This window comes from Mycobacterium sp. E183 (assembly GCF_001667735.1).
Lineage (GTDB): Bacteria > Actinomycetota > Actinomycetes > Mycobacteriales > Mycobacteriaceae > Mycobacterium.
The window spans coordinates 1-19,358 of sequence record NZ_LZJN01000198.1; the positions used below are offsets into that span (position 1 = coordinate 1).

At 68.1% G+C, this 19,358-nt stretch carries 19 protein-coding genes and 3 pseudogenes; 16 read left to right on the plus strand and 6 right to left on the minus strand.

The window, feature by feature from the left end; all coding sequences use genetic code 11:
• Both A5691_RS24100 and A5691_RS24105 read left to right on the plus strand, forming a co-directional pair.
• Window positions 1–519, plus strand: a pseudogene (locus tag A5691_RS24100) (4-hydroxy-2-oxovalerate aldolase); the annotation flags it as partial.
• A 162-nt stretch (window positions 520–681) separates the two neighbouring features.
• The gene (locus A5691_RS24105; protein WP_067748093.1) at window positions 682–1,584 is read left to right on the plus strand and encodes an alpha/beta fold hydrolase; all 903 of its coding nucleotides are present in this window, start codon (window positions 682–684) and stop codon (window positions 1,582–1,584) included.
• Window positions 1,585–1,668: 84 nt separating this feature from the next.
• On the opposite strand, the gene A5691_RS24110 is transcribed toward A5691_RS24105, so the two are convergent.
• Together A5691_RS24110 and A5691_RS24115 are read right to left on the minus strand one after the other, a co-directional pair.
• Window positions 1,669–2,532 (minus strand): mycofactocin-coupled SDR family oxidoreductase, encoded by an 864-nt coding sequence (locus tag A5691_RS24110; protein WP_067748080.1) that lies wholly within the window; start codon window positions 2,530–2,532, stop codon window positions 1,669–1,671.
• A gap of 8 nt (window positions 2,533–2,540) precedes the next feature.
• Window positions 2,541–2,858: a 2Fe-2S iron-sulfur cluster binding domain-containing protein gene (locus tag A5691_RS24115; RefSeq protein WP_067748083.1), complete on the minus strand. Its 318-nt coding sequence runs from the start codon at window positions 2,856–2,858 to the stop codon at window positions 2,541–2,543.
• Between the two features lie 132 nt (window positions 2,859–2,990).
• Here A5691_RS24115 and A5691_RS24120 point away from each other — a divergent pair, with 132 nt between their 5' ends.
• From A5691_RS24120 to A5691_RS24130, 3 genes are read left to right on the plus strand one after another with little or no spacing between them, the layout of a single operon-like run.
• Window positions 2,991–4,616, plus strand: coding sequence for an NAD(P)/FAD-dependent oxidoreductase (locus tag A5691_RS24120; RefSeq protein WP_067748085.1), 1,626 nt, complete (start codon window positions 2,991–2,993; stop codon window positions 4,614–4,616).
• Window positions 4,616–5,416: a mycofactocin-coupled SDR family oxidoreductase gene (locus A5691_RS24125; RefSeq protein WP_067748087.1), complete on the plus strand. Its 801-nt coding sequence runs from the start codon at window positions 4,616–4,618 to the stop codon at window positions 5,414–5,416. The genes A5691_RS24120 and A5691_RS24125 overlap by 1 nt, the downstream gene beginning before the upstream one ends.
• Before the next feature lie 11 nt (window positions 5,417–5,427).
• Window positions 5,428–6,282, plus strand: a complete 855-nt coding sequence (locus A5691_RS24130) for an SDR family oxidoreductase (protein ID WP_067748089.1) — start codon at window positions 5,428–5,430, stop codon at window positions 6,280–6,282.
• Between the two features lie 35 nt (window positions 6,283–6,317).
• Here A5691_RS24130 and A5691_RS24135 read toward each other — a convergent pair whose 3' ends face one another.
• Window positions 6,318–6,887 carry a thioesterase family protein gene (locus A5691_RS24135; protein ID WP_231968756.1) on the minus strand — a complete coding sequence of 190 codons (570 nt, stop codon included), beginning with the start codon at window positions 6,885–6,887 and terminating at the stop codon, window positions 6,318–6,320.
• Between the two features lie 164 nt (window positions 6,888–7,051).
• Here A5691_RS24135 and A5691_RS24140 point away from each other — a divergent pair, with 164 nt between their 5' ends.
• A complete protein-coding gene (locus A5691_RS24140) occupies window positions 7,052–8,233 on the plus strand; it encodes an acyl-CoA dehydrogenase family protein (protein ID WP_068017198.1) in 1,182 nt (393 codons plus the stop codon).
• An 81-nt stretch (window positions 8,234–8,314) separates the two neighbouring features.
• Window positions 8,315–8,539 (plus strand): annotated as a pseudogene (locus tag A5691_RS27635) (LLM class F420-dependent oxidoreductase); the annotation flags it as partial.
• 4 nt (window positions 8,540–8,543) lie between these two features.
• Here the strand turns inward: A5691_RS27635 and A5691_RS24145 are convergent.
• Window positions 8,544–9,434: a hypothetical protein gene (locus tag A5691_RS24145; RefSeq protein ID WP_369827105.1), complete on the minus strand. Its 891-nt coding sequence runs from the start codon at window positions 9,432–9,434 to the stop codon at window positions 8,544–8,546.
• 67 nt (window positions 9,435–9,501) lie between these two features.
• Between A5691_RS24145 and A5691_RS24150 the strand changes: the two genes are divergently transcribed.
• Window positions 9,502–10,626 carry an FAD-dependent oxidoreductase gene (locus A5691_RS24150; RefSeq protein WP_068017223.1) on the plus strand — a complete coding sequence of 375 codons (1,125 nt, stop codon included), beginning with the start codon at window positions 9,502–9,504 and terminating at the stop codon, window positions 10,624–10,626.
• Between the two features lie 6 nt (window positions 10,627–10,632).
• On the opposite strand, the gene A5691_RS24155 is transcribed toward A5691_RS24150, so the two are convergent.
• Window positions 10,633–12,084, minus strand: coding sequence for a multicopper oxidase domain-containing protein (locus A5691_RS24155; RefSeq protein WP_231981008.1), 1,452 nt, complete (start codon window positions 12,082–12,084; stop codon window positions 10,633–10,635).
• A 1-nt stretch (window position 12,085) separates the two neighbouring features.
• Window positions 12,086–12,820: an ArsR family transcriptional regulator gene (locus A5691_RS24160; RefSeq protein WP_231981009.1), complete on the minus strand. Its 735-nt coding sequence runs from the start codon at window positions 12,818–12,820 to the stop codon at window positions 12,086–12,088.
• A gap of 64 nt (window positions 12,821–12,884) precedes the next feature.
• On the opposite strand from A5691_RS24160, the gene A5691_RS24165 reads away from it, so the two are divergent.
• The 8 genes and pseudogenes from A5691_RS24165 to A5691_RS24205 all read left to right on the plus strand — a co-directional run.
• Window positions 12,885–14,132 carry an APC family permease gene (locus A5691_RS24165; RefSeq protein WP_068017207.1) on the plus strand — a complete coding sequence of 416 codons (1,248 nt, stop codon included), beginning with the start codon at window positions 12,885–12,887 and terminating at the stop codon, window positions 14,130–14,132.
• 38 nt (window positions 14,133–14,170) lie between these two features.
• Complete coding sequence (locus A5691_RS24170; protein WP_068017210.1) at window positions 14,171–14,494, plus strand: helix-turn-helix transcriptional regulator; 324 nt, start codon at window positions 14,171–14,173, stop codon at window positions 14,492–14,494.
• Window positions 14,495–14,544: 50 nt separating this feature from the next.
• Window positions 14,545–15,967, plus strand: a pseudogene (gene arsB / locus A5691_RS24175) (ACR3 family arsenite efflux transporter).
• 23 nt (window positions 15,968–15,990) lie between these two features.
• Entirely contained in the window at window positions 15,991–16,401 is a 411-nt protein-coding gene (locus A5691_RS24185; protein WP_068017216.1) for an ArsI/CadI family heavy metal resistance metalloenzyme, read from the plus strand.
• Between the two features lie 53 nt (window positions 16,402–16,454).
• On the plus strand, window positions 16,455–16,952 hold the full coding sequence (locus tag A5691_RS24190; protein WP_068017217.1) for a flavin reductase family protein: 498 nt from the start codon (window positions 16,455–16,457) through the stop codon (window positions 16,950–16,952).
• A 2-nt stretch (window positions 16,953–16,954) separates the two neighbouring features.
• Window positions 16,955–17,638: a pyrimidine reductase family protein gene (locus A5691_RS24195; RefSeq protein WP_068017220.1), complete on the plus strand. Its 684-nt coding sequence runs from the start codon at window positions 16,955–16,957 to the stop codon at window positions 17,636–17,638.
• Window positions 17,639–17,783: 145 nt separating this feature from the next.
• Entirely contained in the window at window positions 17,784–18,125 is a 342-nt protein-coding gene (locus A5691_RS24200) for a hypothetical protein (RefSeq protein ID WP_067748110.1), read from the plus strand.
• Window positions 18,126–18,226: 101 nt separating this feature from the next.
• The coding region (locus A5691_RS24205; RefSeq protein ID WP_156734816.1) for a serine/threonine-protein kinase at window positions 18,227–19,358 on the plus strand (1,132 nt) is incomplete at its 3' end.

Sequence of the window (19,358 nt, forward strand, 5' to 3'; positions counted from 1 at the left end):
GCCGGCGCGCTGGTCCTCGAAGGGGTGCGCGACCGGGTCGCGGCCCTGGTCGCCGAAGTCGGCGACGACGCCCAGGTCGGCTTCCACGGCCACGAAAACCTCGGGCTCGGGGTGGCCAACTCGGTGGAGGCCGTCCGCGCGGGCGCCAAGCAGATCGACGGCTCGTGTCGCCGGTTCGGCGCCGGAGCCGGCAACGCGCCCGTCGAGGCCCTCATCGGCGTGTTCGACAAGATCGGCGTCAAGACCGGCATCGACTTCTTCGACATCGCCGACGCCGCCGAAGAGGTGGTCGCCCCGGCCATGCCCGCCCAGTGCCTGCTGGACCGCAACGCCCTGATCATGGGCTACTCCGGGGTCTACTCAAGCTTCCTCAAGCACGCCATCCGCCAATCCGAACGCTACGGCGTGCCCGCCCACCAGCTACTACACCGCGCCGGTCAACGCAAACTCATCGGCGGCCAAGAAGACCAACTCATCGACATCGCCCTGGAAATCAAACGCGAGCAGCACACGGCGTGACAAACCTGGTGGACGCAAGTCGGCTGTGCAGCAACAGGTGTCGCCGACCGCGTCGTCGGACCACAGTCCGCCGTGACGACACTATCCAGCGCCAGTCATCGCACCACCCGGTCAGCGGAACACCGCGGCGTGCCACCCGCGACGCCGTGGCAGGCTGACACCGTGACAGACACTTCCGAAAAGGTCTTCCTAGGCGAGCAGGACGTACGCGAAATCCTGCTACCGCAAGGGATTTTGCGCTACTACGACACTGGCCCGGAGGCCACGGCGGCGCAGCCGCTGCTGTTTTTGCATGGCTCGGGTCCCGGGGTCACCGGATGGCGCAACTTCCGCGGCATCCTGCCCACCTTCGCCGAGCACTTCCGCTGCATCATCCTGGAATTTCCCGGTTTCGGCGTCAGCGATGACTTCGGCGGCCACCCAATGGTCATGGCATTTGGCACCGTATCGCCGTTCCTGGATGCGCTTGGCGTCGAAAAGGCACACATCGTCGGAAACTCGATGGGCGGGGGTGTGGGCATCAACTTCGCTATCCACAACCCCGATCGTGTCGACCGTCTGGTCACGATCGGCGGGATCGGCATCAACATCTTCAGCCCCAGCCCGAGTGAGGGCATTCGGCTGTTGCAGGAGTTCGTCGAAGACCCGACTCGGCAGCGGCTGGTCGACTGGCTCAAATCGATGGTGTACGACCAGTCCCTGATCACTGACGAACTGGTCGAGGAACGCTGGCAATTGGCCACCGATCCGGACACCCTGGCCGCGGCGCGCCGCATGTACGGCAAAGCGGCGTTTGCCGCGATGAACGCCGCGATGGCCGCGTCCGAAAACCCGATGCCGTGGGCAGCCCTGCACAAGTTGACCGTCCCCACGCTGCTTACATGGGGTCGCGACGACCGAGTGAGTCCACCGGATATGGCGCTGATTCCGATGCGCACCATCCAAGACGCCGAACTTCACGTATTTCCCAAGTCCGGGCACTGGGCGATGATCGAAGCGAAGCAAGCCTTCGAAAGCACCGTGCTGGCGTTCCTCTCACGGCAGCATGATGCCCATTCGGTGTAACGGCGGTGCAGATGCGGCTCCGGATTATCCAGCGTAACAAAGGGAAAGAAAGCCAGCGGACAGTTCTTTCATGTTGCGCCCTCCCTATCGTTGAGTCGCACCAGCGTCGACGGGCAGCGTGACCGCGGTGATATAGCGCGCCTCGTCGGAAGCGAGAAACAAAGCGGCGTTGGCGACATCGTCCGGTTCGACCCACGGCACCGCGAGCATGTTCATGCGAAGGGCCGCTTCGGCGAACTCGGCACGCGTCGGCGCCCTGTCGAGGTCGGGACGAAACGCGCTGCGCACTGCGTCGTTTTGAATCAGCGGAGTGTCCACATTGGTCGGATGGACGCAATTGACTCGGACATTCTGCGGCGCAAGTTCTTTGGCCAGGCTCTGCATCAGGCCGACCACGCCGTGCTTAGCCGCGGTGTAATGGGCGACGCCCACCAATCCGCGAAGGCCTGCGATCGAATTGGTCAGGACGATCGCACCCCCACCTTGCGCAATCAGGTGCGGCGCAGCGGCCCGACACGTGTGCCACACACCGGTGAGGTTGACATCCAACATAGTCCGCCAGGCCGCCTCGGTGAGGTCCAGCGCCAGTGCACGCGAAGTGATCCCAGCGGTAGCACACACCACGTCCAATCTTCCCAGCCGTCGCACACCGCGATCGGTGGCCGCCTGGACGCCGTCGACATCGCGCACGTCGACGATCTCGGTATGTATTTTGGCGCCGGTATCGCGCACTTGGGCGGCGGTGTGCTCCAGGTCGTCGACTGTGCTGTGCGGAACCACCACTGTGTCAACGGGAGCGCACACGTCAAGGGCCACGATATCGGCGCCCTCCTGGGCTAACCGCACCGCCTGCGCACGCCCGATTCCCCGCGCCGCGCCCGTGATCAGGGCCACCTTCCCAGCGACCCTGCCGGTCACGTCGCAACCTCTGTCATATCGGCACGCCATTCATGCGCCTAGAACTCAATGTGGATGTTGTCGGTCACTGGCCGGGCTTGACACCCGAGGATCAAGCCGTCGGCGCGGTCTTCGGGTCCCAGCACATCTCCACCGGCCATATCCACCTCCCCGGAAATCAAGGTCGCCACGCAGGAGCCGCAATGCCCTTCTCGGCACGAATGCGGCACATTGATCCCGGCGTCAAGCATCATCTCGACCAGGGTCTGGTCGCGGCGCCATTGCAGTCGATGGAGAGCACCGTCCAACTCGACGTCTACGGTGGCCACCGCGGCATCGGTGCACAGGGCGGCGCCTTGTTCTTCGACATCTGCCATGCGGCCGATCCTTGCCACATTGGTCCGTGATGTCGTGGTCGGATTCCGATGGACGGGAGGTCGCCATCCCGGCGTCCAGTCACCGGGACGTCTCCTGCGATTCCGGGCGCAGCGGCCCTACCGTCGCTGTTCGTGACCAGTAGCACGAACGACAGGTTGGACCAGGGCATCGACGTGGTGGTCGTAGGTGCCGGCTTTGCCGGGCTTTACGCCCTGCACAAGCTGCGCGCCGACGGGTTGACGGTCAAGGTGTTCGAGGCCGGTCCCGACGTGGGTGGCACGTGGTATTTCAACCGGTATCCGGGCGCCCGCTGCGACGTCGAGAGCGTCGACTACTGCTATTCGTTCTCCGATGACCTGCAACAGGAGTGGGACTGGTCGGAAAAGTACGCCACCCAAGAGGAGATCCTGCGCTACATCAACTGGGTGGCCGACAGGTTGGATCTGCGCCGCGACATCGTCTTCAACACCCGTGTCACGTCGGCGGTTCTCGACGAGCAGCGGTTGCGGTGGACGGTGACCACCGATACCGGGCAACGAGTGAGCGCGCGGTTCTGTGTGATGGCGACGGGCCCATTGTCCGCGGCGATGACCCCACCTTTTGCCGGCCTCGACCGTTTCACCGGCGAGATCTACCACACCGCGGCATGGCCACACGAAACGGTCGACTTCACCGGTAAGCGCGTCGCGGTCATCGGGACGGGATCTTCGGGCATTCAGTCGATCCCGATCATCGCGGAACAAGCCGCGCAACTCTACGTCTTTCAGCGCACCCCGAATTACAGCGTCCCCGCCGGCAATCGGCCTCTCACCGACGAAGACCGGGCCCGGGTCAAGGCCAATTACGCCGAACGCAGGCGCTTATCATGGCGCAGCGGCGGCGGCTCACCGCACATCGCCCATCCGAAACTGACGATGCAAGCCAGCCCCGAAGAGCGGCGCGCGGCGTTCGAAAAACGCTGGGATCTCGGCGGGGTGCTGTTCTCCAAAACCTTCTCCGACCAGATGATCGACCCGGACGCCAACGAGGAGGCGCGCAAGTTCTATGAGGAGAAAGTGCGGGCCATCATTGATGACCCCGCGCTGGCCGAACTGCTGATCCCCACGGATCACCCGATCGGCACCAAGCGGATCTGCACCGACAGCAACTACTTTCAGACATTCAACCGCCCCAACGTGACACTGATCAGTGTGCGAGACACGCCGATCGAATCTGTCGATGCCACCGGCGTCAACACCAGCAACGCCCATTACGACCTGGACATGATCGTGTTGGCTACCGGATTTGACGCGATGACAGGGGCATTGGCCAGAATCGACATCGTCGGCCGGGGCGGTAAACGGCTGCGCGATGACTGGAGCAATGGGCCGCGAACCTACTTGGGTCTGAGCACTGACGGCTTTCCCAACTTGTTCGTCGTGTGCGGCCCCGGCGCGCCGGCGGTGCTGGCCAACATGGTGCTGCACGCCGAGGCGAATGTGAATTGGATCGCCGACTCGATCAGATATCTCGACGATCACGGCTACACGGCGATCGAGGCGACTCCCGATGCGGTGGACAACTGGGTCGCCGAATGCGCGCGCCGAGCCGAGGCCACCCTGTTCACCAAGGCCGACTCCTGGTACATGGGCGCCAACGTGCCTGGCAAGCCGCGGGTGTTCATGCTGTTCCTCGGCGGGTTTGGGACCTACCTCGACATCTGCAATGAAGTCGCCGAGGCTGGGTACAAAGGGTTTTCGCTGACCAAGGCGCCCTGATGTCGAGCCTGTCGGGTCGTGTGGCGCTGGTGACAGGCGCTGGGCGCGGCACCGGGCGCGCCCTGTGCGAGCGATTCGCAGACGAAGGCGCCGACGTCATCCCGGTGGACGTGCCGGCGGCAGCAGAAGACCTCGAACAGACCGCCGCCGCGGTGGCGCAGCGCGGCCGACGCGCGGTGACGGGGCTGGCCGATGTCAGCGACTTGGGCGCACTGACCGGCGCGGTGGACGCCGCCGTCGCCGACCTGGGACGCCTTGACATCGTCGTAGCCAACGCAGGCGTCCACACGGTGTCGGCTCCGACGTGGGAGATCACTACCCACGACTGGCAGCAGACCCTGGATGTCAACGTGACCGGCGTCTGGCACACCGTCAAAGCCGCCGTCCCGCACCTCGGCGAGGGCGGCGGGTCCGTCGTGATTATCAGCTCCACCAACGGTCTTCGCGGCACGGCCACCACCGCTGCTTACACTGCGAGCAAGCATGCCGTGGTTGGGTTGGCGCGCACGCTGGCCAACGAACTGGGCCCGCGCGCCATTCGCGTCAATACTGTTCATCCTGGAGCGGTCGGGACCTCGATGGTGCTCAACGAGGCGACGTTTAAACGCCTTCGGCCTGACCTGACCAGCCCGACGGCGGCCGACGCTGCAGAAGCGCTCGCGGCTCGCCACCTGCTCCCGGTTCCGTGGGTGGAGCCGGTAGACGTCGCCAACGCCGTGGTTTTCCTGGCCTCCGACCACGCCCGCTACATCACCGGCACCCAGCTCGTGGTCGATGCCGGCCTGTTAGCCAAGGCCTAGCAGCGACGCGGATGGGAACCTACGCCGTCACCGGGTCGGCATCGGGCATGGGCCAAGCCGTCGTCCGCAAACTGCTGGCCGCGGGTCACCGCGTGATCGGCGTCGACATTCAGGACGCTGACGTCGTGGCGGATCTGTCCACTCCCGACGGACGCAGGACGGCCGCCGCTGCCGTGTGCGCTACCGGCGACGGTCGACTCGACGGTGCCGTGCTGGCCGCTGGTGTGGGCCCCACCCCGGGCGCGGGTAGCGCGGCCCGGATCCTGGCGGTGAACTTCTTAGGTGTGGTCGAGCTCCTAGAGGCATGGCACCCGGCACTGGCGGCGGCCGGCGATGCGAAAGTCGTGGTTGTGGGCAGTAATTCGTCGACGACAATGCCGTTGGTGCCCCAGCGAGCCGTGCGGGCGTTACTGGGCCGCGATCTCCACAAGGCCGAGCGTGCACTACGAGTGTTCCGATCGGCCGCCCCCTCGATGGCCTACGGCGCATCGAAGATCGCGGTGGCGCGCTGGGTGCGTCGGACCGCAGTGACACCGGCGTGGGCGGGTGCGGGTATCCGGCTCAACGCGATCGCTCCGGGCGCGGTGATGACCCCCCTGCTCGAGCGACAGCTGGCCACACCGCGTGAAGCCAGGGCCATCCGCGCGTTCCCGGTCCCGGTCGGTGGGTTCGGTGATCCCACGCACCTCGCGGACTGGATGGTGTTCATGTTGTCGGATGCCGCCGCCTTTCTCAGCGGCAGTGTGCTTTTCGTCGACGGCGGGTCTGATGCCTACTTCCGCGCCGACGACTGGCCGGCCCGCGTCCCGACTCCGCAACTGCCGCGGTATATGTGGCGGTTGCTGAGGTTTGGCCGCCGGCGATAGGTTTGACGGCGGTAATCACCGGGCCGCTGGCCGTTTCATGGTTGACGTCGCACGCCCATCGCGCCGCAGACGGGCGCGGCCCACTCCAGGGTCGACGAGTACCTGACGTGCTCGTCGAAAGCAGCGGCGATGTCGACCGGCATCGCCACGGGCAGCCGGCGGGTCAGATCGACGTGCACGAGGACCATCTCAAGTGTCGCCGATAGGCGTTGCCGGTACCGATCCACGGCGAATGACATCATGTGCACCACCTTGGGTGAGCGGTCAAGGACGCGGGCGTAGAGATCGGCCGTGTCATCTTCGATCAGCTCGCTGTAGTAGCGCAGGTGGTGCTCGACGGTGAAGAGGCCGAGCTGTCGATCAGCCCGATAGGCGTCGTCGATCCCGAGTTCACGCACCAACGCATCGGCGGCGGCCGAACCGAAATCCAGATAATGCAACACGTTCATGTGCCCGTTCCCATCGATGAAGTCACGGGACACATTCCGTGTGATGGCACAGCGCAATTGGGCCACTTGGGCAGCCGACGGCAAGCTTTGCTCTTCCGGCGTCGGTGCCTGCTGATTATGGCCGCATCGAGATGCTGCTCCCTGAACCTGGTCCACAGGCGCTGACGCTAGGCGCATCGATGGGACCTGGCTGCCGTGTGTCCCGACTGTCGGACGACAGCTCACGTCTTATCTCGGCGTCCGCTGACCGGGAACAGCGTCCAGTGGGCCGCGGACTTCAATAGATCATTACTACGCCCACAGACGTAAAGGACACCAACATGAGCGAGCGGGTACTCGACCGGGTCGTGGCGATGGCGGATCAGTTGCGCGACCAGGCCCCCGAGGCCGAGCGGATCGGCCGCCTGACCGACGACAGCGTGAAGCTGATGAAGTCGGCCGGGTTGATCCGGCTGCTGCAAACCAAGCAATATCAGGGTTTCGAGGTCCACCCCCGCGAGTTCGCCGAGACGACGATGGCGACCGCTGCGCTGGACCCGGCGGCCGGCTGGATCGTCGGCGTGGTCGGCGTGCACCCCTACCAGTTGGCGTACGCGGACCCCAAAGTCGCCGCCGAGATCTGGGCCGACGACGTCGACACGTGGATGGCGTCACCGTACGCGCCGCAGGGGGTGGCCAAGCCCGTCGACGGGGGCTACCTCTTCAACGGCCGCTGGCAGTTCAGCTCGGGCACCGACCACTGCGACTGGATCATCCTCGGCGCGATGCTCGGCGACGAGAAGGGCATTCCGATCATGCCGCCGCAGATGTTGCACATGATCCTGCCCCGTAAGGACTACGAGATCGTCGAGGACTCGTGGAATGTGGTGGGGTTGCGGGGAACCGGTTCCAAGGACGTCATCGTCAAGGACGCGTTCGTCCCGTCGTATCGGACGATGGACGCGACGAAGGTGATGGACGGCACCGCCCAGCGCGAGGCCGGCATGACCGAGCCGCTCTATCTGATGCCGTGGTCGACGATGTTCCCGCTGGGCATCTCGGCGGCCACCATCGGCATCGCCGAGGGGGCCCTGGCCGCGCACCTCGACTACCAACGCGAGCGCGTCGGCGCCACCGGAACCGCGATCAAGGACGATCCCTACGTGATGTTCGCGATCGGCGAGGCAGCCGCCGACATCAACGCCGCCCGCCAGGAACTGCTGGCCAACGCCGACCGCATCTACGACATGGTCGCCGCCGGCAAGGAGGTGTCGTTCGCCGACCGCGCGGCCGGGCGGCGCACCCAGATCCGCGCGGTGTGGCGCGCGGTCGCGGCGGTCGACGAGATCTTCGCCCGCTCGGGCGGCAACGCGGCCCGCATGGACAAGCCGCTGCAACGGTATTGGCGCGACGTCCATGTCGGCCAGCTGCACGCCATCCACATGCCTGGAACCACCTACCACGCGTCGGCACTGAGTTCGCTGGGCGTCGACCCGCAGGGTCCACTCCGGGCGATGATTTAACTGGGCCGAGACAGCCAGAGGAGGCGCGTCACGTTGACCGACCTGAAAAGCCTGGGCTACATCACCATCTAGACGAACGACATCGACTACATCAAGTCCCAGCCCGCCTATGACGGACGGCCGTTCGAGGTGATGCACGGGCTGAGCACCAACCGGGTCGGGGAAGGACACGTCGCACGCGACGATCCGAATGGGCGCCCGGGGATGAGCGCCGGCGCCGTGCCCATCCCCGCCCTCAGCGGTGTCGACGAATCCCTCGATTACGCACAATGGGTGATCGAGGAGATCAAGCCCAAAGTGCCCTAACCGATTACCTGATGGTCAACCCGCGCCTGCGCACCCACAACAGCGCGGCGGCCGTGCCGACGAGCCACATGGCCACGGCGATCGCCAGGTGCACGAAGCTCTTGGTGTCGCGCCCGAACACCGGCCAGATCATCGCGGGCACCTTCGTCCAAAGCACCTTGTGCTCAACCCCGTTCATCGGGTCGGCGACGTAGTACAACGCGTACGGCAGGGTCAGGACCGCCAGCCAGCTGCGGGTGCGGCGCCGATCGCCCCGCTGGCGCCAGCGCCGCATCAGCGGCTCGACGCTGACCGGGTGCAGCACCGAGATCAGGTTGCCCACCCCCAGCCAGGACACGATGGGCACGGCGACGGTGGGGATCGTGATCCCCAGCCGCCCGGGCGTCTCCAACCACAACGTCAACACCATCGCCGCCAGCAAGGTGGGCAGGCCGACGATGGCAAGCAGGGCAAGGTTTTTGATCAGCAGGATCCGCCAGAACGGCACGCCGCCGGACAGGCCCGCCAGCACGCGGTAGTGGTCGGCGCCGAACAGATTGGTGGTGGTGACGTCGGCCAGCACCCACGATGAGAAGTACGTGCCGACCAGGATCACCCAGTCGGTGTGGTGGCGGCCGACCGTCAGCGGCTGCACCAGCAGCCACGCCGCGGCGAAGATGACGTTGGCGACGACGCCCATCAACCAGGTGCGGGGCGCGGTGAACGCCCACCGGATTTCGGAGAGCACCGCCGCCAAACCCGGCTCCTGGAAGTCCTTGGCCGCGCGCCGGGCGGCGTCCGGCCGGGGCGCCGACGCGCGCACGGCGGCGTGCAGGGCGGCACGCGCGCGGGGCTGCATCGACCGCTGCAATTCCGCGACGCGTGCGATGCGAGCGCTGCGGGGCGAGGCGACCAAGGGGGTGCTCCTGGCAATCGATCGGTCAGTGGACGGGCCCGAATTCCATCCCAGGCAGGATAGCGACATGAACCGCAAGCGTGTCGTCATTGCCGGCCTCGGAGACGCGGGTGTGTTGGCCGCGATCCGGCTGTCCGCGCACGCCGACGTCGTCGGCATTTCCGTCAAGCCCGCGCTGGTCAGCGGTCAGGAACTCGGCGTGCGGCTGTCCCGCCCGGACGACTGGGCGCGCGACTACTGGATTCCGTTCGACAGGTTCCGGCGCCTGGACGGGGTGCGCACGGTGCAGGCCCGGCTGACCGGTCTGGACCTGGACGCCCGCGCCGTCCTGGGCAAAGGCCCGGACGGCACGCCACTCGCCGAGGAATTCGACGCGCTGATCATCTCGACCGGGGTCAGCAACGGCTTCTGGCGCCGCCCGACGCTGCAATCGGCCGCCGAGGTCGGCGCGGAGCTGCGCGCGGCGCACGGCCGGCTCGCGGCCGCCGGGTCGGTCATCGTCGTCGGCGGCGGAGCGGCGGCGGTCAGCAGCGCGCTGAACCTGGCCACCACCTGGCCCGGCAAGCGGGTCGACCTGTACTTCCCCGGGCCGCGCGCGTTGAGCGAGTACCACCCACGCAGCTGGGACCGGATTCGGCGGCGGCTCACCGGCCTGGGCGTGGGCATCCACCCGGGCCACCGCGCCGTGCTGCCCGACGGTTTCGCGGGCGACGAGATCACCGGCGACCCGGTGCGCTGGAGCACCGGGCAGGCCCCGGCGTCCGCCGACGCCGTGCTGTGGGCGATCGGGCGGGTGCGGCCCAACACCGAGTGGCTGCCGCCGGAGCTCCTCGACGAGCGCGGGTTCGTGCGGGTGACGCCGGAGCTGCGGGTGCCCGGACAGCGCGGCGTCTTCGCGGTGGGTGATGTCGCGGCGACCGATCCGCTCCGCAGCTCCGCCCGCAACCGCGGCGACGCGCTGGTGGCCCGCAACGTCCGCGCCGAGCTCGACGGCGGCCGGCTGCGGACCTACCGGGCGCCGACGCGGCGGTGGGGTTCGCTGGTGGGCATCCAGCCCGACGGGCTGGAGGTCTTCCTGCCCACCGGCCACGCGTTCCGGTTTCCGACGTGGTCGGTCGACAAGGTGGTGATGCCGTGGATCGTGCGGTGGGGCATGTATCGCGGTGTGCGGGAGAACAATCCGCTGGGTTAGGGAGCCTCAGGCGCTGTTGAGCAGCAGCATCAGCCCGTAGTCCATGTGGATCTGCTGGTGGCAATGCAGGAGCGACAGGCCGGGCTGGTCGGGGACGAAATCGACGTCCATGCTCTGATAGCCGCCCAGCATCGCGACGTCCTTGCGCACGCCGGCCGTCGGCGTGCCGGCGAAGTGGGTGATTTCGAACGTGTGCCGGTGCAGGTGCATCGGGTGCAGGTCGTCGCTGGCATTGCGGAAGCGCAGCCGGTAACGCTTGTCCCGCTGCACATCGAGCACCGGTTGGTTGGTGTCCATCGAAAAGGGCGTGCCGTTGAAGGTCCAGACGTTGAACCCGTTGTCGGCGGCATTGCGCTTCTCGATCAACAGCTCGATGGTGTGATCGGGCGGCGGGACGGGCGCGGGGCGCGCGAACAGCCGGTAGTCCCATGTGAACGCCTGCGGCGCGGTCCACTGCGGATCCCCGCCGCGGCCGGCGTATTCAACGACCGTCCCCATACCGTGGCCGCGGTCATCGTCGGACAGGTCGCCCAGCACCCAGACGCCCGGATTATTCATGGTGACCACCGCCGAAATACGTTCGGCCGCACCGAGCCACAGCACCGGCACCGCGGCCGGGTTGGGCACCGGGTTGCCGTCCAGCGCGATCACGTTGAAGGTGTGCCCGGGCAAGGCCAGGCTGCGCGATTCGGTGGCGCTGCCGTTCAGCACGTGCAGCAGTACCCTTTCGCCGGTTCGCACGCGGATCGGATCGCCGTGACCGAGCATGCGGCCGTTCACGGCGAACGCCCCGTAACTGACTTCGAAGCCGCGCGGGTCACCGTGGTCGAGCGACGACTTCATCGCCGATTCGCCCCGCTCTTTGAGATCCGGCTCCTGCTCGCCGGCCAGGAAATCACTGGCCATGTCGCCGCCGCGGGTGAACGACGGCTCGAACTCCTTGAGCGTCAGGAAGATCTCCTGGTCGTAGCCGCCCGCGTCCTGCTTTGGCTCGATGTAGACGGGACCGACCAGGCCGCTGTACTGGCCGCGGGACAGGTCGGAGCGCGGCACCACATGCGTGTGGTAGAAGCGGAACCCCGCCGGCCCGGGAACGAAGGAAACCCGTCGCATGCCGTGTGCGGGCACGAAGGGGGTGCCCTCCTCGGCCGCGCCGTCGACGTCGACGCCCACCCGCTGACCGTGCCAGTGCAACTGTTCGGGGGAATCGGTGTCGTTGAAGACGTCCACCACCGTCCGCCGGCCCTCCTTGAACCGCAGCAGGGGGCCGGGGAACTGCCCGTTGTAGGTCAGCGTCGACACGACGTGGCCCGGCGCCAGTTCGACTGCACCCCTGCCGATTCGCAGCGTGTAGTCGGCCTCGCCGCCGGGCGGCGCGGGTTGCGCGCACGCGGCACCGCTTGCGGCAAGCGTGGCCAGGCCGCCCCACTTCAAGAAGTCGCGCCGATCCAGGGGCACGTCATCGCCCCCGAGGGCAGGCAGAAAGGACGGGCAGGAGGAAGTCGATGCGGTCATCCAATTCGCTTGCCAGCCGCCCGAATTCGGGATAACCCGCACCCGTAGGATCGGGCACGCTCCAGTGCATCGTGGTGGTCACGTCGTGTTCGCGCGCGTACTCGCGCACCTTGTCGCACAGCGTGATCACGCAATCGAAGCGGCGCCGCGCCACCGCCGTCAACGGCTGTGGCCGCTGCGCGCCGAGGTCGATCCCGTACCGGTCGCGCATGATCCGTATCGCGTTGCGGTGCAGGTGCGGTTTGGGCTGGCTGCCGGCGCTGGCGGCGCGGATGCGGCCGTGGCCCCGCCGCCGAAGCAACGCCTCGGCCATGGGCGAGCGCGCGCTGTTGCCCGAACACAAGAACAGCACCGAGCGCGCGGGCGGTCTCGCGGCGGGCGCGGGCGCCAGCGCCGGGTGCAGCGCCGCCGCCGCCTCGCGGAACGCCCCGGCGCACCCCGTCAGGTTCAGCCGGTAGTAGGTATCGCGACCATCGAAACTGCTGCGCCGCGCGTCGACGAGGCCGGCCGAGCGCAGCAGCCGCAAGTGATACGAGATCAGGTTCTGTGGCTCGCCAACGGCGCCGGCCAATTCCCGCACCCGGAGGTCGCTGTCCGCCAGTTCGGAAAGCAGCGCCCAGCGCACCGGGTGCGAGGCCATCTGCATCAGCGGCGGAACCGCCGTCCTGCCTGCCGCCACGTCGCAGACAATACATCAAATTCATTTGATAGGTTTGCCGCTGCGTAGCGGTGAGGAGACTCAAGTGGCCGACAGCAACACCGACGAGCTTCGCCGCAGCCTGGGCTTGTTCGACGCGGTGACGATCGGGCTGGGGTCGATGATCGGCGCCGGGATCTTCGCCGCGCTCGGCCCGGCGGCGCGCGCCGCGGGTTCCGGGCTGCTGCTGGGCCTGGCGGTGGCCGCGGTGGTGGCCTACTGCAACGCGACCTCGTCCGCGCGGCTCGCCGCGCGCTACCCCGCCTCCGGCGGCACCTACGTGTACGGCCGCGAGCGACTGGGCGAATTCTGGGGATACCTCGCGGGGTGGGGCTTCGTCGTCGGCAAGACCGCCTCGTGCGCCGCGATGGCCCTGACCATCGGCGCCTACGCGTGGCCGTCGCACGCCCACCCGGTGGCCGTCGCCGCGGTGGTCGGACTGACCGCGGTGAACTACGCCGGCGTGCAGAAGTCGGCCTTGCTCACCCGCGTCATCGTCGCGCTCGTCCTGGCCGTGCTGGCCGCGGTGGTCGTCGCCGCGTTCTCCTCGGGAACAGCGGTCACCGACCAACTCCGACCGGCGGGCGCCGGCGCCGGCGGGGTCATCCAGGCCGCGGGGCTGTTGTTCTTCGCCTTCGCCGGCTACGCGCGCATCGCCACCCTCGGCGAGGAGGTGCGCGACCCCGCGCGCACCATCCCGCGCGCGATACCGATCGCCCTCGCCATCGCGTTGGCCCTCTACGCCCTGGTGGCCGTGGCCGCGCTCTCGGTGCTCGGGCCGCGACGGCTCGGTCAGGCGACGGCGCCGCTCGTCGACACGGTGCGGGCCGCCGGGACGGCCTGGCTCGTTCCCGTCGTCCAGGTGGGCGCGGCCATCGCCGCACTGGGCTCCCTGCTGGCGCTCATCCTGGGCGTCTCGCGGACCACGCTGGCCATGGCCCGCGACCGCCACCTGCCCCACGCTTTCGCGGCCGTGCACCCGCGCTTCGGGGTCCCCCACCGCGCGGAACTGCTGATCGGGGTCGTGGTGGCGGTCCTGGCGGCGACCGCCGACCTGCGCGACGCGATAGGTTTCTCCTCCTTCGCCGTGCTGATCTACTACGCCGTTGCCAACGCGTCGGCGTTCACCCTGGGGCGCGACGAGGGCCGCCCACACCGGGCGATCCCGATCACCGGGCTGGTGGGATGCGTGGTCCTCGCGTTCGCGATGCCGCTGTCGTCGGTGCTGTCGGGCCTGGTGGTGCTCGCCATCGGCGTCGCCGCCTACGCGATCCGGCGGGCCCGCGCGAACTAGGGGTGGCGCGCTGATTCGATAGGTGTTTATATAGAAGGATGTCGAAACAGCAGGCGTGCTGCCCCACACTGGGGACGGCCGCCATGGCCGAGTCCCAGGCCTCGGAATTGGCGGCGATGTTCAAGGCGCTGGGCGACCCGGTGCGCCTGAGGCTACTGAACCTGATCGCGAGCAACCCCGGCGGCGAGGCCTGCGTCTGCGAGATCTCGGCGACCTTCGACCTGTCGCAGCCGACCATCTCCCATCACCTCAAACTGTTGCGATCCGCCGGGCTGGTGGACTGCGAGCGGCGCGGCACCTGGGTGTACTACTGGGCGATTCCCGCTGCGCTACAACAACTTTCATCGGTGCTGCAGCCGTGACGGGCACGCACGCGTCGGCCCCGGCCGCGGCCCCGACCCGCCTCCCCACCATGGACCGGTTCCTGCCGGTCTGGATCGGCGCGGCGATGGCGGCCGGCCTCGCGCTCGGCCGGATCGTTCCGGGCCTGGGCTCGGCACTGGGCGCCGTTGCCATTCAAGGTGTTTCACTGCCGATCGCGGCCGGCCTGCTGGTCATGATGTACCCGGTGCTGGCCAAGGTCCGCTACGACCGGCTCGACGAAGTCACCGCCGACCGCAAGCTGATGGTCACCTCCGTGTTGCTCAATTGGGTGGTCGGGCCGGCGGTGATGTTCGCGTTGGCCTGGTCGCTGCTGCCGGACCTGCCGGAGTACCGCACGGGCCTGATCATCGTCGGCCTGGCGCGCTGCATCGCGATGGTCATCATCTGGAACGACCTCGCCTGCGGGGACCGTGAGGCGGCGGCCGTGCTGGTCGCCCTGAACTCGCTGTTCCAGGTGGTCATGTTCGCCGCGCTGGGCTGGTTCTACCTGTCGGTGCTGCCCGGGTGGTTGGGCCTGCCCCAAACCGGGATCAGTGTCTCGCCATGGCAGATCGCCAAAGCGGTGCTCGTCTTCCTCGGGATCCCCCTGTTGGCCGGATACTCGTCGCGCCGGCTCGGCGAACGGTTCCGGGGCCGCCACTGGTACGAGACGCGGTTCCTCCCCCGCGTCGGACCGTGGGCCCTGTACGGACTGCTGTTCACCATCGTGATTCTCTTTGCCCTGCAGGGCCATCAGATCACCTCCCACCCGTGGGACGTGGCCCGTATCGCGATCCCGCTGCTGGCCTACTTCGCGATCATGTGGGCGGGCGGGTATGCCCTGGGGCTAGCGTTGCGCCTCGGCTACGCCCGCACCGCCACGCTCGCGTTCACCGCGGCCGGCAACAACTTCGAGCTGGCCATCGCGGTGGCCGTCGCGACCTACGGCGTCACGTCCGGGCAGGCCCTCGCCGGAGTTGTCGGCCCCCTCATCGAGGTGCCGGTGCTGGTCGGTCTGGTCTACGTGTCCCTCGCGCTGCGTTCACGGGTTTTCGCCGATGAGCGGTAAGCCCAGCGTCCTGTTCGTCTGCGTGCACAACGCCGGACGCTCCCAGATGGCCGCCGCCCTGCTGAGCCGGCTGGCGCGGGGCCGCATCGAAGTCCTTTCCGCCGGAACGCAACCCGCCGACGAAGTCAACCCCGTCGCCGTCGCCGCCATGGCCGAGCTGGGCATCGACGTGGCCGCTGCCCGGCCGAAAGTCCTCACCGGCGAAGACGTCCAGACCAGCGACGTCGTGATCACCATGGGCTGCGGCGACACCTGCCCGTATTTCCCGGGAGTGTCCTACCGCGATTGGAAAGTGCCCGACCCCGCAGGCCAGCCGCTGGCCACCGTGCGCGCGATCCGCGACGACATCGCCCAGCGCGTCCAAGCGCTGATCGCCGAACTCCTGCCCACCCCAACGCCATAGCGCGCATCGAAGAAAGGACATCCATGTCTCGCGTGCAATTAGCCCTCAACGTCGATGATCTCGGCGAGGCGATCGCGTTTTACTCCAAGCTGTTCAACGCCGAACCGGCCAAGGTCAAACCCGGCTACGCCAATTTCGCGATCGCCGAGCCCCCGCTCAAATTGGTGCTTCTCGAGAACCCCGGTCACGGGGGCAGCCTCAACCACCTCGGCGTCGAGGTCACTGACAGTGACACGGTGCACGCCGAGATCGCGCGCCTCGCCGAGCGCGGACTGGTCACCGAGGCGGAGCTCGACACCACCTGCTGCTTCGCCAACCAGGACAAAGTGTGGGTCACCGGGCCCGGCGGAGAACGCTGGGAGGTCTACACCGTCATCGCCGACTCCGACACCTTCGGACCCGGCGCCGACGAGGCCGAAGCCGCCTGCTGCTAGACCTAGCCGCCACCGCACGGTTCCGGCGCGGGCCGAACGGGAAGACTGAGCGGATGGCCGACCCGGGAGAAGACGCGTTCGAAAAGCTGGTCGGGGTGCTGAACTACCCGATGTACGTGGTGACGACGCGCGCCGACGGCGTCGCGGCGGGCTGCCTGGTGGGCTTCGCCAGCCAGACCAGCATCCACCCGCCCCGCTTCCTGGTGGGCCTGTCCCGGAAGAACCACACGTTCCGGGTCGCCGCCAAGGCGACTCACCTGGCGGTGCACGTGTTCGACCACGACCACCTCGACGTCGTGGAGCTGTTCGGCAGCCAGACCGGCGACACCATCAACAAGTTCGACCGCTGCTCGTGGCACAGCGGCCCGGCGCGGCTGCCCATCCTCGACGACGCGGCCGCCTGGTTCGCCGGCGAGATTCTCGACCGGTTCTCCCTGGGCGACCACGTCGGTCATCTGCTCGCGCCGGTGGACGGCCGCCCGCCGCAGGAGCTGGAGAGCTGGGTGTCCTTCGGGGACGTCCGGCATCTGGAACCCGGCCACGAGGCGTAGCCGTGGCTCCCCGCGTGGGCACCGTCGCCGACATCACGGAGCTCGCATCGTTCTACGCCGACCCCCCGCAGGGCGTGCGGGTCAACATGATCTTCAGCGCCGACGGCGCCGCAGCGTTCGGCGGCCGGGCCGGGCCGCTGTCGTGCCCCACCGATCAGCGGCTTTTGAAGATCCTGCGGGGCCTCGCCGACGTGGTTTTGGTGGGCGCAGGCACCGCCCGCGCCGAGAACTACGGCCCGGTGCGGCTCACGGACGCGGGCCCGGCCGCACCGCCACCGATCGCGGTGGTCAGCCGCAGCGGCCGGCTGCCGGCCAGGCTGCTCGGCGACCCCGCTCAGCCACCGATCGTGGTGACGTGCGCGCGGGCGGCGGCGCGCGAGGACCCCGGCGACGGGCGGCGGGTCGTGGTGGCGGGCGAGGACTCCGTCGACGTGGCGCGCGCGGTCGCGCTGCTGCGCGAACGAGGCATGCACCGCATCCTGTGCGAGGGCGGCCCGACCCTGCTCGACGAGTTGGTGGAGGCCGACGCCGTCGATGAGATCTGCGTGACTTTGGCCCCCAAACTCGCCGCGAGCCAGCCGGTGGGCCGCCGCCCGACCGCGTCGCCGCTGCCCGCACCGGTGACGATGCGCCTCGAACACGCGCTGGTTTGCGACGGTTACGTGTTCTTGCGATATCGCCGCTGATTCCGCTCGACATGCAGCCGGGGAAAGCCCTTCCTATGATGGAAATGCCCGGTTTGACGCCCATATCGAATCGCCTGCGCGGCATGGTTTTCAGACCCTCGCCGTCAACTTTCTCGAGCCATACACCAGGAGGACTATCGGCCAGGTGAGCAGCTCAAACGACGACCATGACTACCGCAATCTCGCGGTGAACCGGCTGCGGCCCAGCGAACTTCAGTGGGCGCTGAACCACGACGCCGTGCACGGTATCGCCTACGCATTCAAGAATCCCGTCGCCGTCGCCGAATCCATCGACGACCCGGACGACGACCGAATGACCTACCTGATCCGCGTCAAGCGCGACGACCTGGCCAACGCCTTCGGCAAGATCAACGACTGGATCACCGAAAACCCCGGCCCCGCCGGGATGCAGGCCTTCGGATTCGTCCGCGCGCTGTCCCGCGAAGGGCTGACTGAACGCGCGGGCGGTGAGGACGAACTCCGTTAATCCCGGCGTCCCGATCGGCTGGCTTTCGCTATTCGCCGTGCCCGGCGGACCGTGAAACCTTAGCCTTATGCCTGCGCACGGTCGGTGACTGAGGAGTCGGGATGGGTGACACCACCGCGGATTCGCGGGAGGGTTCGCAGTTCGGGCCATATCTGCTGCGGCGGCTGATCGGTCGCGGCGGCATGGGTGATGTCTACGAGGCCGAGGACACGGTCCGGGAGCGCACGGTCGCCCTGAAGCTGATGTCGCAGACACTGTCCAACGACCCCGTCTTCCGCTCCCGCATGCAGCGCGAGGCCCGCACCGCGGGCCGGTTGCAGGAACCGCACGTCGTGCCGATCCACGACTTCGGCGAGATCGAAGGTCAGCTCTACGTCGACATGCGCCTGATCGACGGCAAGGACCTGGCCGGCATGCTGAGCCGGTACGGGCCGCTGTCCCCGCCGCGGGCGGTGGCGATCGTCCGCCAGATCGGCTCGGCGCTCGACGCCGCCCACGCGGCCGGGGTCCTGCATCGCGACGTGAAACCGGAGAACATCCTGGTGAGCGGCGATGATTTCGCCTACCTCGTCGACTTCGGCATCGCCAGCGCCACCGCCGACGAGAAGCTGACCCAGATCGGCACCACGGTGGGCACGGTGAAGTACATGGCCCCGGAGCGATTCAGCGACTCCGACGTCACCCACCGCGCCGACATCTACGCCTTGGCCTGCGTCTTGTACGAGTGCCTGACCGGATCCCCGCCGTACACCGGCGACCAGATCAGCGTGATGGGCGCCCACCTGCACCAGGCGATCCCGAAGCCCAGCGCGGCGCGGCCAGGCATCCCGGCCGCCTTCGACGGGGTGATCGCCCGCGGCATGGCCAAGGATCCCGCGGACCGCTACGCCACCTGCGGTGACCTCTCGGCGGCCGCGTATGCGGCCCTCGCCGAACCCGACCAGGACCGGGCCACCGACATCCTGCAACGCAGCCAGGTGGCGCGGATGCCTGCCGCCTTCGCCAGCCAGCAGTCCGCCGGGATCGCCCAGGCCACCCCCGCGCACGCCCCCTCGTCCGGCCCGATGTGGGCGCCGACACCTCCCGGCGGCCCGACGCCCCAGCCGACGGGATGGGGAGGCGCCCCCACCTGGGGCCCGAGCACCGCGGGCGTCGCGCCGCCCTGGGGGCAACCGCCGCGGCCGAGCAGGAAGCCCTGGCTGTGGGTGGGCGTCGCGGCCACCGCCCTGGTGG

Bases quoted from the DNA above. Each gene is read 5' to 3' on its own strand.
- A5691_RS24110 (WP_067748080.1), bottom strand. From the start codon at position 2,532: ATGGCGTGCCGATATGACAGAGGTTGCGACGTGACCGGCAGGGTCGCT.
- A5691_RS24115 (WP_067748083.1), bottom strand. From the start codon at position 2,858: ATGGCAGATGTCGAAGAACAAGGCGCCGCCCTGTGCACCGATGCCGCG.
- A5691_RS24125 (WP_067748087.1), top strand. From the start codon at position 4,616: ATGTCGAGCCTGTCGGGTCGTGTGGCGCTGGTGACAGGCGCTGGGCGC.
- A5691_RS24130 (WP_067748089.1), top strand. From the start codon at position 5,428: ATGGGAACCTACGCCGTCACCGGGTCGGCATCGGGCATGGGCCAAGCC.
- A5691_RS24140 (WP_068017198.1), top strand. From the start codon at position 7,052: ATGAGCGAGCGGGTACTCGACCGGGTCGTGGCGATGGCGGATCAGTTG.
- A5691_RS24150 (WP_068017223.1), top strand. From the start codon at position 9,502: ATGAACCGCAAGCGTGTCGTCATTGCCGGCCTCGGAGACGCGGGTGTG.
- A5691_RS24170 (WP_068017210.1), top strand. From the start codon at position 14,171: ATGTCGAAACAGCAGGCGTGCTGCCCCACACTGGGGACGGCCGCCATG.
- A5691_RS24185 (WP_068017216.1), top strand. From the start codon at position 15,991: ATGTCTCGCGTGCAATTAGCCCTCAACGTCGATGATCTCGGCGAGGCG.
- A5691_RS24190 (WP_068017217.1), top strand. From the start codon at position 16,455: ATGGCCGACCCGGGAGAAGACGCGTTCGAAAAGCTGGTCGGGGTGCTG.